This window comes from Thiomicrospira aerophila AL3 (assembly GCF_000227665.2).
GTDB lineage: Bacteria > Pseudomonadota > Gammaproteobacteria > Thiomicrospirales > Thiomicrospiraceae > Thiomicrospira > Thiomicrospira aerophila.
Map to the genome: position 1 here is coordinate 395,990 of NZ_CP007030.1, position 15,227 is coordinate 411,216.

Genomic DNA, 15,227 nt, shown 5'->3' on the forward strand with positions numbered 1-15,227 from the left:
CCTTTTTAAATATCTACAGCTGAGGTTGAGAGTGAAAGTTTCGGTTGCTCATGTTTATTTTTATGGACAAGGCGTAAATGGGATTGTCCATTAATAAATTGTTTGAGTAGCTTGCCAAGTAATAATTCGCGCCAGCCATGGTTGAGTTGAGAGGGCTGCTGAAGCAATAGTGCCGTAAGTTCATGTTTATTAGTTAAATTGGGTAGGTGAATACCTTGTTCATGAGCCACTTGTTGACTAATTGCGTGCAAGACTTGAAGCACTATCTGTTGTTCATGACTTAATGTGATGGGTTTCTGTGCGACAGGCCAGTTTTCAGCGTCTTGCATGGCTTTATCAAGCACTCGAATAAGACTTTCTCCGTGTTGACGAATTGTCTCACCATCAAATTGATTGAGTTTATGGAGGTCTTGTACTTCTCGAACAGGGCGCTTAGCTAATTGAATTAATGCTTCGTCATTGACAATCCATTTACGCGGTTGATTAAGTGTGACAGCCTGTTCTTCTCGCCAAGCGGCTAAGTGCTTGAGTAGACCAAGTTGTTTGTTACTCAGGCTAGATGAGGGCTTCATTCTTAGCCAAGCCTGAGCCGGCTCAGTTCGATACAGCGACGGGTCGGTCAAGTTATTAAAATCAGCTTGAATGGCTTGACGTTGTGTAGGGGTGAGTGACTTTAGCAAAATCGGATAGGCTTGTGCTAAATGCCAAACGTCTGCTGCTGCATATTCAAGCTGTTCATCAAGTAGTGGACGATCCAGCCACTGTGTGCGAGCTTGATCTTTGTTAATATTTTCTCCACATAGCTTTTCAATTAAGCGCGCGTAACTCGCTTGGTCTCCTAAGCCTAAAAAAACACTGGCAATCTGGGTGTCGAAAATAGGCAATGGCATGCACTCTGCCTGTTGATAAAGAATTTCTAAGTCTTGCCGGGCGGCATGAAATACTTTTGTAATGTTAGTGTTGCTGAATAATTGCCATAAGGGAATTAAATTCTTTATGGATAAAGGATCAATTATGTAAACGGCAAGGGTCGGAGTAGCAATTTGGATCAGTGCGAGTTGCGCAAAAAAAGTATCTTGGCGCATAAATTCAGTATCCACAGCAAGCCATTTATGTTGTTTTAGCTCGATACATAGGGTGTTAAGTGCAGTGTCATCTGTAATAAGTTGGAAGTTCATAACTCGTTTTCATTAAATATTATGAAATGATTTTATCAAGTTTAATTATATAAACCTAAGAATTATCTATTATAAATTTTGCATAATTTTTTGCTATTGTATAACTGTGGTAACGCTTTATAGCCCTCAATTTACATCGCTTAGAAGCTTGTTGTATAGGGTTTTTTCAGAGGGTTGTATCTGTGATTTTATAATCGTTATAGGAGGCAATCATGTCTGGTAATACACAAACTTATGGGCACATTCCATCGAATGAACATGTCCACGATCATGTCACCGAACAAGGTGAGCATATCATTTCTACAGACGCCAAAATAGCCGATATTGGTAGCTGGTTAAAACGCGGCTGGCAAGATATGGCAGAGTCACCCGGTATTTCATTTTTCTACGGTGCTATCATGGCCTTATCGGTCGTACTAGTTTATTTTTCATTTAGAAGCAATCCGATTCACATGTTTACGATAGCAACGGTATTTGTCATGTTGTCACCTTTTTTGGCAACAGGCTTATATTATGCCGCTAAACAGTTGGAAGAAGGAAAAAAACCGAAATTGATTGATTCTATGGTGTCTTGGAAAGCTAATGCCGGCGACATCGGCTTCTATGCAGCGGTGTTAGGTGTCATAACTGCGGCTTGGGCTATTTTTACCCCGCTATTAGCTGCTATTGTTGCCCAATCACATGGTTTACTTATTGTCGATCCGAGTTTGGGATTGATGGGCTTTGTACTGTCTGAAGCGGGTTTAAAGTTCATGGCTTACTTTGTAGTGCTTGCTGTTGCGTTGACAGCATTTGTATTCACTATTAGCGTGGTCACTATCCCGTTGTTAATGAAAGATAAAAATATTGGTGCGGTCCAAGCGATGATTATCAGTTTCCAAATTTCTATGGAAAATAAATTGGTCATGGCTGTATGGGCATCGGTGATTGCCGTGTTGTTGGCCATTGCAATTTTCTCACTAGGATTGGGTATGCTGATTGTGATGCCATTACTGGGTTATGCGAGCTGGCATGCGTTCAATGATTTGGTGAAAATTGTGCCAGCTAACAAATAATAAGCAAACACTCTCCATCATTAACTCAGCCACGCGCTGAGTTTTTTTTATTTAAGCTAGCCTCAAACGCTATAATATTCATATCTATCAGGAGTAGCTATGCGCATACATATTTTGGGTATTGCGGGAACCTTTATGGGCGGTGTGGCGCAATTAGCGCAGGCGTTGGGGCATCAAGTCAGTGGTTCGGATAAAGCCGTTTATCCACCGATGAGTGATCAGTTAGCTGACGCTGGCATTCCGATTACCGACTTAGACGATTTAAGTTTTTTGGATGAAGATGTGGATTTGGTAGTGATTGGGAATGCCATGACGCGCGGGATGTTAGCCGTTGAAGCCACGTTGAATCGTCATCAAGCTTATTGCTCCGGCCCCGAGTGGTTAGCGCGTTATTTACTTAAAGACCGCTGGGTGTTGGGTGTAGCCGGTACGCATGGTAAAACCACGACGTCTGCCATGTTAGCCTGGATTTTAGAGTCAGCAGGCCTGGCACCAGGGTTTTTAATTGGTGGGGTACCAGAAAATTTTGGTCAATCGGCCCGTTTGGGGTCGGCGCCTTTTTTTGTTGTAGAGGCTGATGAATACGATACAGCGTTTTTTGATAAACGGTCTAAATTTGTCCATTACCATCCAAGAACACTCGTTTTAAATAATCTCGAGTTTGATCATGCTGATATTTTTAGCGACCTGTCAGCAATCCAAACGCAATTCCATCATCTCATTCGAACCGTGCCCAGTAATGGATTGGTGGTGATGCCGGCCAACGAGCCAGCGCTTGATGTGGTACTGGATAAAGGCTGTTGGACGCCAGTATGCCGTCATAATGCTGGGCAAGCCGCTGCTCATTCGCATTGGCATTCGGTACTTATTAAGGCTGATGCCAGTGAGTTTGAGGTGTGGTATAGAGGGCATTTGGAGGGCGTAGTGCGTTGGTCTTTAACCGGTGAGCATAATGTTCGCAACGGAATGAGTGCGATTATTGCCGCCCAACACGCCGGTGTGCCCGTTGCGCAGGCAATTGATGCTATGGCTTATTTTAAGGGGGTAAAACGTCGCATGACCCACCTAGCAAGCCTGGCGGATATTAATCTTTATGACGATTTTGCCCACCATCCTACTGCAATTGCCACGACCTTAGCGGGTCAAAAAGCTAAAATAACCCTATCTGCGAAGCCACGACGTTTAGTCGCGGTGTGTGAGCCCCGTTCCAATACGATGCGAATGGGCGTGTTTAGTGAGCAGCTGGTGGCCGCTTTTGATCCTGCTGATAAGGTGATGTTATATATTGATCCCAAATGGGGTTGGCAATTACCTGACTCTGCGCGATTTAAGCGTCACATTGAAATCTTTTCGAGTTATGAAGCGCTATATGAAGGATTGATGGCGCAGATCAAACAGGGCGATGATGTAGTCTTTATGAGTAATGGCAGTTTCGCGAGCTTACCAGCCAAAGTCACCCAAGGTTTACAGAAAACCTTGAAAGAATTTGGGCTGGTTCACTAATCTTAATGGAAGAACGACATGATTGTATTTAGTACACCCCACCATGCTGAAGTCAAAATGTTTGATGACTTGGCCAAATTTGCGATTAGTAAAATGGGTGCCAGCGATGCCTTGCCCAGTGCGTTATCTGGCGAACTCTTGGCAGAGAGTGTAGCCAAATTGTCGCAAGCACGTGAACAGGCGCAAAAAACAGCCGCCAGTTGGGGTGAAGACGGTGTCGCGCTTGCGGTTAGATTAGCACCACTTGAAGCGTTACTTGATTACGCTGTCGTAAATAATCAAACGGTGATGTGGGAGCGCTCGGCTTGGTAACAAAGCACAGGTTAAAAAAGTGGTTGTTCGGCCTAGGTTTAACCGGCTCTTTAGCGGGCACGGCGAGCAGCAGTTGGGCATTAGATGAAGCGGCGGCATTAGCAGAATGGCAGGCGTTTTTAAATCAGCAAACAGAGCTGGTGACGCGAACAAAACTGAATGCTGACTTTGTTCCGGGTTCTATTACCGTGTTACATGGCGAAACTCTGGTTAGGTATGGCGCAAAAACGCTGGCAGATGCCTTAGCCTTGGCACCCAATATCGATATGCAAATTAACCTGTTAGGCCAACGGGTCATTGTTATGCGCGGTGTGGGTGCGGCCTTTTCTAATTCAAGTGTTAAGGTCATGCTTGATGGCGTCAATACGGTGCATGCGAGTCAGGGGTTTGCACAAACTCTATTGCATATGCCTGTTGAGCAAATTGAGCGGATTGAGATTATCCGCGGTGCGGCAACCGTGGTGCATGGTGAAGATGCGATTGCCGGTGTGGTTAATATTATTACTCGTGATACGCCGCATGCCCATCTAGCCGTTGGTTCGAATGGTTATCGTGGCGCGTCGATTTCCCAAGGCTCGGACCTAGGTTCAGGACGCGTGCGCATTAATTTGAGTGCCTGGGGTCATCAGGCTACTGGCGTGCGCGCTGAAAGTGACGCAGTGACGGTGTTTTCGGATGCAGTGAATGAACGATTTGGTTCATCGTTTGGTTTTGAGCAGTATTCAGCCGCACCTGGCCGGGTCAATAATCAGCGCGCCTTTGAGCAGCTGCAGTTAGGTTGGCAAACCGACCAGACGCAGCTAAGTTTTGCATACAATCGCCTGCGAACGGGTGATTTTTATGGCGTGATTGAGTTTTTACCGCCCAGTGACGAGCGTTATGCGCAGACCTATGAAGATTATCTAATCAGTTTGAACCATGAGCAGGCGTTGACCAATAATCTGCGCAGTGTCACGCAGCTGTCGCTGAGTCAATTGAGTTATGAGCTAGATACACTATATGTACCAAATTTAATTCCAGGCTCAGTTGTGAACAACCTTCAACAAGGAGTTTTAAGTTTTTGTAGTTCGCAGCCAGAACCTATGAACTGTATAAATGAGGAAACCTCTAGACTCTCATTTTTGCCTGGTTTTTTGGAGCAACAAAGTTACATTAATCAAGTCCGCGAGCAGCAAGTCCAGCTTCAGCAACAGTTTATTTATGATTTAAACTCCGCACATCGTTTATTGTTTGGCGTGGATGTACGGTGGGTTGAGATTACTCATGCAGCTGCAGAGGGTATTCAAAATTTACCGAGTAATGACCATGAGAATGTAAAAACTCGGTTTGGTTCAACTGGTGACAGCAGGCATACGCTTGCGTTGTTCTTGCAGGATGAATGGCGTATTAGTGAAGATTTTACATTAACGGCAGGGATTAGATGGCAGCAGCAATGGGTTAACTATACTGACCGTTCGAAAGATAATCAAAAATTGGCTGATCCTTGGCAGGACTTAGAAGTTGCAAAAGTGACACCTAAATTAGCCGCGGTTTGGCAAGTTGCGCCAAAACATATTTTAAAAGCGCAGTTTAGTCAGAGTCATGTCACGCCGCCAATCAATCAAGTAACGGATGTAGGTAACTTAAAGCCAGGTGAAGTTCGTCCAGAGGCTGCTCAGTCCGATCATTACGAGCTAGGGTATGTATATGCTGGTTATGTGCAAACCCATCGTATAACCTTCTATCATTCTGAATTTGCACAACTCGCTGCGGGTACCCATTATTATCATTATTTTAGACCATTAAATGCAAGTGAGTTTGGACAAACTGACTATGCCGGTTTACGCCAAATCCGCGCTAAGGGTGTGGAGTGGGATGCTGATTTTAGACTCGGTTTTCGTTGGCGAGGGTTTACTAATTTAAGTATTAATCAAACGGATGACCTGTCTGGCAATGCTGTCGTCGGGTCGCGTCCCTATTTAGGGCGATTAGGCTTAGACTATAAATTTAATGATGCGCTGCATTTAGCCGGGAGTGTATCCTATGCCGCTCCCTTAGCGCTGGAGCCTTATGATGATCGTGATGATTTACCTAGCTATTGGCTATGGAATGCGGCGGCAAACTATATGTTACCCGTCCGCGGTTGGCGGGCTAGGTTAACCGTCAATAATCTGACTAATGTGCAGGTCGCCAGTCCATCACCGATTAATGTTTCCTTGAGTCAGTTGGCTGGTAAACCCACAGCCCCTTATGCCAATGGCTATCTCCATGAGGGGCGGAGTATTACTTTGAGTTTAGATTATCAGTTTTAAGCACTAACCATGCAGCGCTGATAAGCAGGCCTGCTTGTATCCAGCCGGCCATGTCTAAGCCTGGGTTTTGTAATTCTAAGTAAATGGCTACGCCAACTAATGCAATAGCAATGGCACGGCGGCGTTGTTGTTTGGCTTGGTTTTCGAGCGCTTTTTCGAGTCGCGCGATTTGGCCAGAGTGCAATTCTAATTGACCATGCGCGGCTTTATTTAGCACCGAATGCACCAGGCCTGGTAGCTGCGGTGCGTTTTCAATCCAAAACGGCAGGTTGCGTTGGGTGTTTTTAATCAGGCTTTTTAGGCCAACTCGTTCTTGCATCCAGTCTTCTAAAAAGGGTTTAGCGGTATCCCATAAATCCAGTTCATCATCCAGCTGACGCCCTAAACCTTCAATGTTTAATAGGGTTTTTTGCAATAACACCAATTGCGGTTGCACCTCCATACCAAAGCGACGTGCGGTTTGGAACAAACGCATTAAAAACAAACCAAATGAAATCTCTTTTAACGGACGATCCCAGATCGGTTCACAGACCGCGCGAATGGCGGATTCAAGTTCATTGACACGGGTATTTTTTGGCACCCACTCAGATTCAATATGCAGCTCAGATACGCGCAGGTAATCGCGATTAAAAAATGCCAAAAAGTTCTCGGCTAGATAACGCTGATCTTCCGGTGTGAGCGTACCCATGATGCCAAAATCGATTGCCGCATAGCGACCATCCGGTAGGACAAAAATATTGCCCGGGTGCATATCAGCATGGAAGAAGTTATGCTTAAACACCTGGGTAAAGAAAATCGTCACCCCTTTGGCTGACAGGTCGGTGAGGTCGATGCCTTGTGCAATCAGTTTTTCGGTTTCAGAAATCCGCGTGCCATAAATACGCTCCATCGTCATCACATGCTCATTGGTATGTGACCAGTAGATTTCCGGTACATACAATAAATCTGAATCAGCAAAATTGCGTTTGAGTTGCGCCGCATTCGCTGCTTCACGCATCATGTCCATTTCATCGAGGATGGTTTTTTCAAATTCGCCCACCACTTCAGTGGGGTGTAAGCGGCGACTTTCCTTAACCGCGATTTCGACCAAGCGAGCGAGGGTGAACATAATGGACACATCTTGCTCAATAACCGGTTTGATGTCGGGGCGCACCACCTTAACGACCACTTCTTCACCGCTATGGAGTTTAGCGGCATGCACCTGCGCCATCGACGCCGATGCCATCGGGGTGGCTTCAAATTCGGCATAGGCCTCAGCAATTGAGCGCTTGAGTCCTTTTTCGATAATTTGACGTGAGCGGGTTTCATCAAAGGGTGGGCAATCGTCTTGTAATTTGGTCAGTTCAACCGAAATGTCTTCTGGGAGCAGGTCTTTGCGGGTGGAGAGGGCTTGGCCGAGCTTGATAAAAATCGGTCCAAGTTCTTCTAAGGCCAGACGCAGACGCAGACCCCGATCACCTTGATGGGTCGCGCGCCAGTTCCAAGGGAACAGTACACGATTAAGCCAAATGAACGCGCGATATTTGCTGTTGCCCAGCACCATTTCATCGAGTCGATAATGGGTAATGACTCGGTTAATTTTGATTAAACGAAATAACTGTTTGATGGGGTTCATAAGAGGTCTTTAAGGGTTAATGGCGTTTTTCATACGTTGAATTCGCGCATCCATTTCATTAAGGCGGTTGTCAAGCTCTGCAACTTGCTGGGCAAAGGTTTCGAATTCAGTGCGTGTAGGTAACACATCCAGTTCATAACGCACATATTCTTTTAGCATCTGCTCGCCGTCATTCTTAAACGCACGGGTTTGGTCTTTAAATTGGCGCACACGATAGCCTATTTGAAAGGCGAGTGGATCGCCGACTAGCTTCGCTAAATCATCTTCCCAATCACGTTTGGCACGTTCTGTGGTCATTTAGAACTTCCATCCTCTATGTAATGCAACAATTCCGCCGGTCATATTCATATAGGTGGCACGATCAAAGCCGGCATCGAGCATCATCTGTTTTAAAGTGTCTTGATCAGGATGCATGCGGATGGATTCAGCAAGATATTGGTAACTTGCCTCATCTTTGGCGATTAACTTGCCCATTTTGGGCAGGATTTTAAAGGAGTAAACATCGTAAACTGGACTCAGCAGCGGGCTATGTACTTTAGAAAACTCTAAAATAAGTGCCTGCCCACCGGGTTTCAGTACGCGATAAATTTCAGCCAGTGCTTGGTCTTTGTGGGTGACATTGCGCAAACCAAATGCCATGGTCACGACATCAAAATGATTGTCTGGAAAACTCAAGGCTTCGGCGTTAGCGACGTTAAATTTGACCTGGCTGCCAACGCCGGCATCAATTAAGCGATCGCGCCCAACACGCAGCATGGACTCGTTAATATCAGCAAGGACCACTGTACCGGTTTTACCAACTTTTTTTGCCATTGCCAGGCTTAAATCCCCCGTGCCGCCTGCTAAATCCAATACCGTCATGCCCGGGCGTACGCCACTGAGCGCGATGGTTTGCTGTTTCCACAGTCGGTGAATGCCCAGCGACATAACATCGTTCATCAGATCATAATTGTCAGCGACAGAGTCAAACACGCTTTTAACTTTTTTGACTTTTTCATTTAAGGGGACTTGGCTAAAACCAAAGTCGATGGTGTTGTTGTCTTGTTGGTTCATTTTCCCGCTTCCTTTTTAAGTCGCGTTAAGTCTGGGTGGCTGTGGCCGGCTCGCATGACGCGGCGTAAATAATCCACCCAGCAGGCCTGGTAGTTTTGGCCAAGCTCATACAAACGTTCCCAGGTGTAAAGGCCACTGTCGTGACCATCATCAAAATGGAGCCGAATCGCATAGTTGCCCACTGGGCTAATCGCTTCAATACCTACATCCTGTTTATCAAGTTGTAGTTTTTCCTGCCCAGGCGCGTGGCCTGTTACTTCGGCAGATTGTGAATAGACCCGTAAAAACTCACAGCTGTAGTCAAATGTCTGCCCATCATCAAAACTTATCAATAGCCGGCGAGAGGCTTTTTTGAGCGTAATATCTGTTGGGTAAGGCATGATTAGGCCGCCTCTGGGCTTGGTGCCTCTATGTGGCAGTTGTCATATAAATCAGCAATAGGGAAGCAGAGATCAAAATCTCCCCATTCTAAGTCCCCATCTGTAAGGCGATAGGCTTTAAATAAAGAGAGGTCTTGATATTTGCTAATCGCTGGATTGAGTGATGATTTTATAAAGTCCGCAAAATCTATCTTTTGAATTTTTCCGTCATTGAAAAATAGTTTAAGTTGATAGTCACCAAGATAATCAACCTTATCAATTTTGAGGGTTATCATCGTTTTACTCTCCCTTCAATATGAATACAGGTGATTGATTTATGATAAACAAAGTAATCAATCCAACGCTGGATAATTTGATCGCTAAACGCAGCAACAAATTCTTTAAAGTCTTTTTGTTTCGCAGGTTCTAGCGGTCTTTTGCCACGCACCTCTTTTATTAAAATATCGACCAGCTTGCCATCTATTATGATTAACTCTGCCTTGCTTTCCATACCTTGAAACTTACCATGAACATGAATTGGCTCGTGTTCATTTGAATAAAACATAATGATAATACCAAGGTATTCAAAAAGTTTTGGCATTCAATCCGTCCTTAGAGAATATATTGTGATAAATCTTGGTCTTTTGCGAGGGCACCTAAGCGCTCATTCACAAAGGCCGCATCGACCACCAAAGCTTGACCTGACTGGTCAGGTGCGTCATAAGAGGCTTCTTCAAGTAAGCGTTCCATCACCGTATGTAAACGGCGAGCGCCAATATTCTCGGTGCTTTCATTTACTTGGTAAGCAATTTCAGCCAAGCGCTGAATGCCCTCTGGGGTAAAGCTGACATTGAAGCCCTCTGTGCCTAATAAAGCGGTTGCTTGGGTGGTCAGCGCCGCTTTCGGTTCGGTAAGAATGCGCACAAAATCTTCAACGCGCAAGGATTTTAGCTCCACTCGAATCGGAAGGCGGCCTTGCAGCTCGGCGATTAAATCAGCAGGTTTGCTGATATGAAACGCCCCAGAGGCTATAAATAAGATATGGTCGGTTTTGATCATGCCGTATTTTGTTGAAATAGTGCTGCCTTCGATGAGCGGCAGTAGGTCGCGCTGCACGCCTTCGCGAGATACATCACCGCCACTGGCACCACTGCGTTTGGCCACCTTGTCAATTTCGTCGATAAATACAATGCCGTTTTGTTCAACGTTTTCAACGGCTTGCGTTTTAATGTCATCGTCGTTGACTAAGCGTTGTGCTTCTTCATCTACCAATAGGCGCAAGGCTTTTTTGATGGGCAATTTCCGTTTTTGTTTTTTATTACTGCCTAAGGATTGAAACATATCTTGTAGTTGCGAGGTCATGTCCTCCATGCCAGGAGGGGCCATGATTTCAACATGCGCAGGGCTCATTTTTAGGTCGATTTCAATTTCTTTATCATCCAGCGCTCCTTCACGCAGTTTTTTGCGGAATTTTTGGCGGGTGTCGGCCATGGCTTCGTGGCTATCGTCTTCACGACCTCGTGCAGGCGGTAATAAAATATCTAAAATGCGTTCTTCAGCAGCATCCTCGGCACGGGTTTTAACTTTCTGTACTGCATGTTCGCGTTGCATTTTGACGGCATTATCGACCAGATCACGAATAATGGAATCGACATCGCGCCCCACATAGCCGACTTCGGTAAATTTAGTGGCCTCAACTTTAATAAAGGGAGCGTTGGCAAGCTTAGCTAGTCGGCGGGCGATTTCGGTTTTACCCACCCCGGTTGGGCCGATCATTAGAATATTCTTCGGCGTGACTTCAGTGCGCAAGTCTTTAGGGAGCTGCATCCGGCGCCAACGATTACGCAGCGCAATCGCGACCGCTTTTTTGGCGTCATCTTGCCCTATGATGTGTTTGTCGAGTTCGTGAACTATTTCTTTTGGCGTCATCATGCTGGTTGCGCACCTCAATATCAAAATTTAAAGTGCTTATTATAGTCCAAAAGGTCGCTGTTCGAAGCCTTATGATGTGCGGAATTGGGGTAAAAATGTCAACAATGAAGGGGTTGGATTGCATGGTTATCCGCTTAGTTTGCTGTCATAATAAAGCTTTTGGATGAATTTCATGGATGTGCTATTAACGCAATATAGTCATGGTGCCGGCTGTGGTTGTAAGATTTCGCCAAGTCAGCTCAATATTATTTTGGCCGGTGCGCAATCCAGTGTTAACTTTCCAGGCCTGGTAGTCGGCCATGGCGCGAAGGACGATGCGGCCGCGTTTGATCTTGGCGATGGCCGAGTGGTGTTATCGACCACCGATTTTTTTATGCCCATCGTGGATGATCCACATACGTTTGGGCGTATTGCTGCGACTAATGCGCTGTCAGATATTTATGCGATGGGTGGGCAGCCCCTAATGGCAATTGCGATTCTCGGTTGGCCAATGGATAAGCTCAGTCCAGAGATTGCCGCCGAGGTGATTGCCGGTGGCCGCCAAGTGTGTGAGCAAGCCGGTATTCCGCTAGCGGGTGGGCATTCTATTGATGCGCCGGAGCCGATTTTTGGTTTAGCGGTGACTGGTATAGCCAACCAATCTAACTTAAAAACCAATCGCATGGCACAAGCGGGCTGTGATATTTTTCTGACTAAGCCGTTGGGTGTGGGTATTTTAACTACTGCGCAAAAGCAACAAACAATCACCGCAGCTGACTTAACCCATGCCATCAGTAGTATGTGTCAGTTAAATGCTATCGGGGCGCGTTTAGCCGATTTTGATGGGGTGACCTGTATTACCGATGTGACCGGGTTTGGCTTGTTAGGACATTTGTTAGAGGTTTGCGAGGCAAGTGGTATTCGAGCGCGTTTAGATGTCAACGCAATTCCTCTATTACCAAATGTTATCGCCTATTTAGAGCAGGGTTGCGTACCGGGTGGCACGCTGCGTAATTGGCACAGTGTTCAAGACAAGGTTGTGCCCTTGGATGAGCAGACGCAGCGTTTATTGTGTGATCCGCAAACATCGGGTGGATTGCTAGTGATGGTCAAACAAAGCGCGCGAATTGCGTTTCAGGCCTTGTGCCAGCAACAGGGTGTGGATTTACAGCCGATTGGACAGACCTTCAAATCTGCGTTAAATCAGCCCAATGCGCCGATTATTGAGGTTGTGTAATGAGTCGTGAATTACCGACAGTGGACAATTATGCCGCGATTGCCTTAGCGCAAACCCCGTTATTAGATGTGCGTGCGCCGGTTGAATTTGAACGTGGCGCAATTCCGCAGGCCACTAATTTACCACTGATGAATGACGATGAGCGTCATCAAGTTGGTCTCTGTTATAAACAACGCGGCCAGCAGCAGGCGATTGCCTTAGGGCATCAGTTGGTGCAGGGTGACTTGCGTGCAGAGCGTTTGGCGAGCTGGCAGGCCTTTTTTAGCCAGCATCCCAATGGCTTACTGTATTGTTTTCGGGGCGGTCTGCGCTCGCGTACGTCGCAACAGTGGCTCGCTGATGCCGGTGTGGAGGTGGCGCGTATTGCCGGTGGTTACAAAGCTTTTCGTCAGTATTTAATCGACACGCTTGATCAAACGGCAGCGGCACTAGAGCAGGGCGCATTGGCTTCTTGGATACTCGCTGGGCGCACAGGTTCGGGCAAAACGGCGTTATTGCAGCACCTGCCCGGCGCGGTGGATTTAGAAGGACTTGCCCAGCATCGAGGTTCGAGTTTTGGTGGTCGTGCTTGGTCGCAACCCTCGCAAATTGATTTTGAAAACCGTTTGGCCTACCGTTTGATTGAGTTGAATGCGCAGCCTATTCGACAAAGGGTTTTCGAGGATGAAGCCCGCAATATTGGTTCAGTGCATTTATCCCCGCCCCTGTTTAATGCGATTAAGGCCGGCAAGCGGATCGTGTTAGATGTGCCCTTTGACACGCGCTGTCAGCATATTTTGCAAGAATATGTCATTGAAGGGCAGTTGGAATTTGGTGGTTTAAATGCGTGGATGGCGCATATGCAAGCGCGGTTTGCGCGGATTGCCAAACGCCTTGGCGGTGTGGGTTATACAAAATTAAGTCATGCTTTTGAGCAGGCCTGCATTGAGCAGCAAGCAACGGGTGATTTTGGCGCTCACATAAGCTGGATTGCACCTTTATTGCAAGACTATTATGATCCTATGTACGATTATCAATTGAAGCGGCATAGTCAGCCAGTCATTATGCGTGGCGGTGCTCAGGATGTTTCAGCGTTTATGCAGCATATCAGTAGTGTCAACTAAGCGCGGGTGATGAGAGCAGGTAATGAGGATAAGCAGTGAATATCAAATTTAGCAAAATGCATGGCTTGGGCAATGACTTTATGGTGGTCGATGCCATTAACCAGTCGATTGAATTTTCACCAGGCCTGGTGAAAGCGTTGGCCAATCGCCATTGGGGCGTGGGGTTTGATCAATTGCTAGTGGTCGAAAAACCACAATCGACCCAGGCTGATTTTCGTTATCGAATTTTTAATGCCGACGGTTCGGAAGTCCAACAATGCGGCAATGGCGCCCGCTGTTTTGCGCGCTTTGTCTATGATCAAGGGCTGACGCAAAAGCGTGAAATTCCGGTCGAAACCGCCTCGGGTTTGATTGTGTTGTATTTGGAAGCCGACGGCCAAGTGCGTGTCAATATGGGCGTGCCGCGTTTTGAACCTAACGCCTTGCCATTTGAGGCCGAGCAGCAAGCCCCGACCTATCAAATTGATGTCGATCACCAGGCCTGGTTAATCGGTGCGGTGTCGATGGGCAATCCGCACGCGGTCTTGATGCCGTTTGAAAATGTGGCACAAGCACCGGTCGAAAGCTTGGGTGCGGCGTTAGAATCCCATCCGCGCTTTCCTGAACGCGTGAATGTCGGCTTTCCGCAACTGATCGATGCCGAGTATATTAAGTTGCGTGTGTTTGAACGCGGCGCAGGCGAAACCCAAGCCTGTGGCACCGGCGCGTGTGCCGCGATGGCGGTGTTGCGACTGTGGGGTAAAGTGAGCGAGCAGGTGACAGTGTCTTTGCCAGGGGGCGATTTGCAGATTCGTTGGTCGGGCAAGCTGGATGAACCTTTGTGGATGACCGGACCGGTGGCCACGGTTTTTTCGGCCGAGTTAGATGCTTCATTTTGGGACGAAGGAAATTTATGACCACGGATAATAAAGGGCTAAGAGCCGATGAAGTAGCGGAATATCTCGCTAAAAACCAACAGTTTTTTCATATCTTTCCAGGCCTGCTAGATGAGCTCAGCATTCCCCACCCGGAGTCAGGTAAAGCGGTATCCTTGCTGGAACGTCAGGTGTGGCAGTTGCGTCAACAAAAGCAACTTTTGCAGGATCAGGTCGATTCGTTGGTCAGTATTGCCGGTGATAATGGGGTGATTCTGCAAAAATTGCATCACTTAGCCTTGCGTTTATTACAAGCGCCCACTCAGCAAGTGGCTTTGGATGCACTATATCAGCAGTTGCAAGGTCCGTTTGCAGTGGAACAGGTAACGTTATTTAGTTGGGAATTGCCCAATACGAGTTTAGCAGGCCTGCAGCAATTGGGCGTGCGTCAAGATTGGGTGGCCAGCTTGAAGGCGAGTCTAGTGCCAGGGCAGCCGGTGTGTGGCTTTATTGAAGCGCAATGGAAGCAAGGCTTATTTAAAACCACCGAGCCGATTGAGTCGATGTGCTGTGTGCCCTTGGGTTGGCAATCGGTGTGGGGCGTGCTGGCGCTGGGTAGTCACAGTAATCGTTTTCAACCCGATTTAGGCACTTATTTTTTAAAGATTCTCGGTGAGCTGGTCAGTGCACAGTTTAATAATTTATTTAATGATGCGTTACCCGCCGAGCCTGAATTGACATTGAGTCAGTCCTAGT

Annotated in this window: 16 protein-coding genes; 8 read left to right on the forward strand and 8 right to left on the reverse strand. The window is 46.7% G+C overall.

From position 1 onward, the window contains the following. Nucleotides 1-5: 5 nt before the first annotated feature. Entirely contained in the window at nt 6-1,178 is a 1,173-nt protein-coding gene (gene rnd, locus THIAE_RS01915; RefSeq protein ID WP_006459812.1) for a ribonuclease D, read from the reverse strand. 212 nt (nt 1,179-1,390) lie between these two features. On the opposite strand from rnd, the gene THIAE_RS01920 reads away from it, so the two are divergent. The 4 genes from THIAE_RS01920 (at nt 1,391) to THIAE_RS10945 (ending at nt 6,339) form a co-directional block, all read left to right on the forward strand. After that, nucleotides 1,391-2,233, forward strand: coding sequence for a DUF2189 domain-containing protein (locus tag THIAE_RS01920; RefSeq protein WP_006459813.1), 843 nt, complete (start codon nt 1,391-1,393; stop codon nt 2,231-2,233). A 99-nt stretch (nt 2,234-2,332) separates the two neighbouring features. Further along, nucleotides 2,333-3,736: a UDP-N-acetylmuramate:L-alanyl-gamma-D-glutamyl-meso-diaminopimelate ligase gene (gene mpl, locus THIAE_RS01925; protein ID WP_006459814.1), complete on the forward strand. Its 1,404-nt coding sequence runs from the start codon at nt 2,333-2,335 to the stop codon at nt 3,734-3,736. 18 nt (nt 3,737-3,754) lie between these two features. Further along, nucleotides 3,755-4,048, forward strand: coding sequence for a DUF1840 family protein (locus tag THIAE_RS01930; protein ID WP_006459815.1), 294 nt, complete (start codon nt 3,755-3,757; stop codon nt 4,046-4,048). Continuing rightward, nucleotides 4,042-6,339, forward strand: a complete 2,298-nt coding sequence (locus THIAE_RS10945) for a TonB-dependent receptor (RefSeq protein WP_006459816.1) — start codon at nt 4,042-4,044, stop codon at nt 6,337-6,339. Before THIAE_RS01930 ends, THIAE_RS10945 begins: the two co-directional genes overlap by 7 nt. Here the strand turns inward: THIAE_RS10945 and ubiB are convergent. Genes ubiB through hslU form a run of 7 tightly spaced genes read right to left on the reverse strand, consistent with a single transcriptional unit; the run spans nt 6,311 to nt 11,298 of the window. Then, the gene (gene ubiB, locus THIAE_RS01940; RefSeq protein WP_006459817.1) at nt 6,311-7,954 is read right to left on the reverse strand and encodes a ubiquinone biosynthesis regulatory protein kinase UbiB; all 1,644 of its coding nucleotides are present in this window, start codon (nt 7,952-7,954) and stop codon (nt 6,311-6,313) included. The two genes, THIAE_RS10945 and ubiB, sit on opposite strands and share 29 nt — an antisense overlap. A 9-nt stretch (nt 7,955-7,963) precedes the next feature. Continuing rightward, nucleotides 7,964-8,251 carry a hypothetical protein gene (locus THIAE_RS01945; RefSeq protein WP_006459818.1) on the reverse strand — a complete coding sequence of 96 codons (288 nt, stop codon included), beginning with the start codon at nt 8,249-8,251 and terminating at the stop codon, nt 7,964-7,966. After that, entirely contained in the window at nt 8,252-9,007 is a 756-nt protein-coding gene (gene ubiE, locus THIAE_RS01950) for a bifunctional demethylmenaquinone methyltransferase/2-methoxy-6-polyprenyl-1,4-benzoquinol methylase UbiE (protein ID WP_006459819.1), read from the reverse strand. Then, on the reverse strand, nt 9,004-9,387 hold the full coding sequence (locus tag THIAE_RS01955) for a gamma-butyrobetaine hydroxylase-like domain-containing protein (protein ID WP_006459820.1): 384 nt from the start codon (nt 9,385-9,387) through the stop codon (nt 9,004-9,006). The genes ubiE and THIAE_RS01955 overlap by 4 nt, the downstream gene beginning before the upstream one ends. A gap of 2 nt (nt 9,388-9,389) precedes the next feature. Next, nucleotides 9,390-9,662, reverse strand: coding sequence for a DUF2442 domain-containing protein (locus THIAE_RS01960; RefSeq protein WP_006459821.1), 273 nt, complete (start codon nt 9,660-9,662; stop codon nt 9,390-9,392). After that, entirely contained in the window at nt 9,659-9,967 is a 309-nt protein-coding gene (locus tag THIAE_RS01965; RefSeq protein WP_006459822.1) for a DUF4160 domain-containing protein, read from the reverse strand. Before THIAE_RS01965 ends, THIAE_RS01960 begins: the two co-directional genes overlap by 4 nt. An 11-nt stretch (nt 9,968-9,978) precedes the next feature. Further along, nucleotides 9,979-11,298, reverse strand: a complete 1,320-nt coding sequence (gene hslU / locus THIAE_RS01970; RefSeq protein WP_006459823.1) for an ATP-dependent protease ATPase subunit HslU — start codon at nt 11,296-11,298, stop codon at nt 9,979-9,981. Between the two features lie 172 nt (nt 11,299-11,470). Between hslU and selD the strand changes: the two genes are divergently transcribed. Genes selD through THIAE_RS01990 form a run of 4 tightly spaced genes read left to right on the forward strand, consistent with a single transcriptional unit; the run spans nt 11,471 to nt 15,226 of the window. Then, nucleotides 11,471-12,514, forward strand: coding sequence for a selenide, water dikinase SelD (selD, locus tag THIAE_RS01975; protein ID WP_006459824.1), 1,044 nt, complete (start codon nt 11,471-11,473; stop codon nt 12,512-12,514). After that, nucleotides 12,514-13,617, forward strand: coding sequence for a tRNA 2-selenouridine(34) synthase MnmH (gene mnmH / locus THIAE_RS01980; RefSeq protein WP_006459825.1), 1,104 nt, complete (start codon nt 12,514-12,516; stop codon nt 13,615-13,617). The genes selD and mnmH overlap by 1 nt, the downstream gene beginning before the upstream one ends. A 35-nt stretch (nt 13,618-13,652) precedes the next feature. Further along, the gene (gene dapF, locus THIAE_RS01985; RefSeq protein ID WP_006459826.1) at nt 13,653-14,513 is read left to right on the forward strand and encodes a diaminopimelate epimerase; all 861 of its coding nucleotides are present in this window, start codon (nt 13,653-13,655) and stop codon (nt 14,511-14,513) included. Then, complete coding sequence (locus tag THIAE_RS01990) at nt 14,510-15,226, forward strand: DUF484 family protein (protein ID WP_006459827.1); 717 nt, start codon at nt 14,510-14,512, stop codon at nt 15,224-15,226. The genes dapF and THIAE_RS01990 overlap by 4 nt, the downstream gene beginning before the upstream one ends. Nucleotide 15,227 lies beyond the last annotated feature (1 nt).

Coding starts and splice junctions, on each gene's coding strand:
- mnmH (WP_006459825.1), top strand. CDS start 12,514: ATGAGTCGTGAATTACCGACAGTGGACAATTATGCCGCGATTGCCTTA.
- THIAE_RS01930 (WP_006459815.1), top strand. CDS start 3,755: ATGATTGTATTTAGTACACCCCACCATGCTGAAGTCAAAATGTTTGAT.
- THIAE_RS01955 (WP_006459820.1), bottom strand. CDS start 9,387: ATGCCTTACCCAACAGATATTACGCTCAAAAAAGCCTCTCGCCGGCTA.
- mpl (WP_006459814.1), top strand. CDS start 2,333: ATGCGCATACATATTTTGGGTATTGCGGGAACCTTTATGGGCGGTGTG.
- hslU (WP_006459823.1), bottom strand. CDS start 11,298: ATGATGACGCCAAAAGAAATAGTTCACGAACTCGACAAACACATCATA.
- THIAE_RS01920 (WP_006459813.1), top strand. CDS start 1,391: ATGTCTGGTAATACACAAACTTATGGGCACATTCCATCGAATGAACAT.
- ubiB (WP_006459817.1), bottom strand. CDS start 7,954: ATGAACCCCATCAAACAGTTATTTCGTTTAATCAAAATTAACCGAGTC.
- selD (WP_006459824.1), top strand. CDS start 11,471: ATGGATGTGCTATTAACGCAATATAGTCATGGTGCCGGCTGTGGTTGT.
- THIAE_RS01945 (WP_006459818.1), bottom strand. CDS start 8,251: ATGACCACAGAACGTGCCAAACGTGATTGGGAAGATGATTTAGCGAAG.
- ubiE (WP_006459819.1), bottom strand. CDS start 9,007: ATGAACCAACAAGACAACAACACCATCGACTTTGGTTTTAGCCAAGTC.
- THIAE_RS01965 (WP_006459822.1), bottom strand. CDS start 9,967: ATGCCAAAACTTTTTGAATACCTTGGTATTATCATTATGTTTTATTCA.
- THIAE_RS01990 (WP_006459827.1), top strand. CDS start 14,510: ATGACCACGGATAATAAAGGGCTAAGAGCCGATGAAGTAGCGGAATAT.
- rnd (WP_006459812.1), bottom strand. CDS start 1,178: ATGAACTTCCAACTTATTACAGATGACACTGCACTTAACACCCTATGT.
- THIAE_RS01960 (WP_006459821.1), bottom strand. CDS start 9,662: ATGATAACCCTCAAAATTGATAAGGTTGATTATCTTGGTGACTATCAA.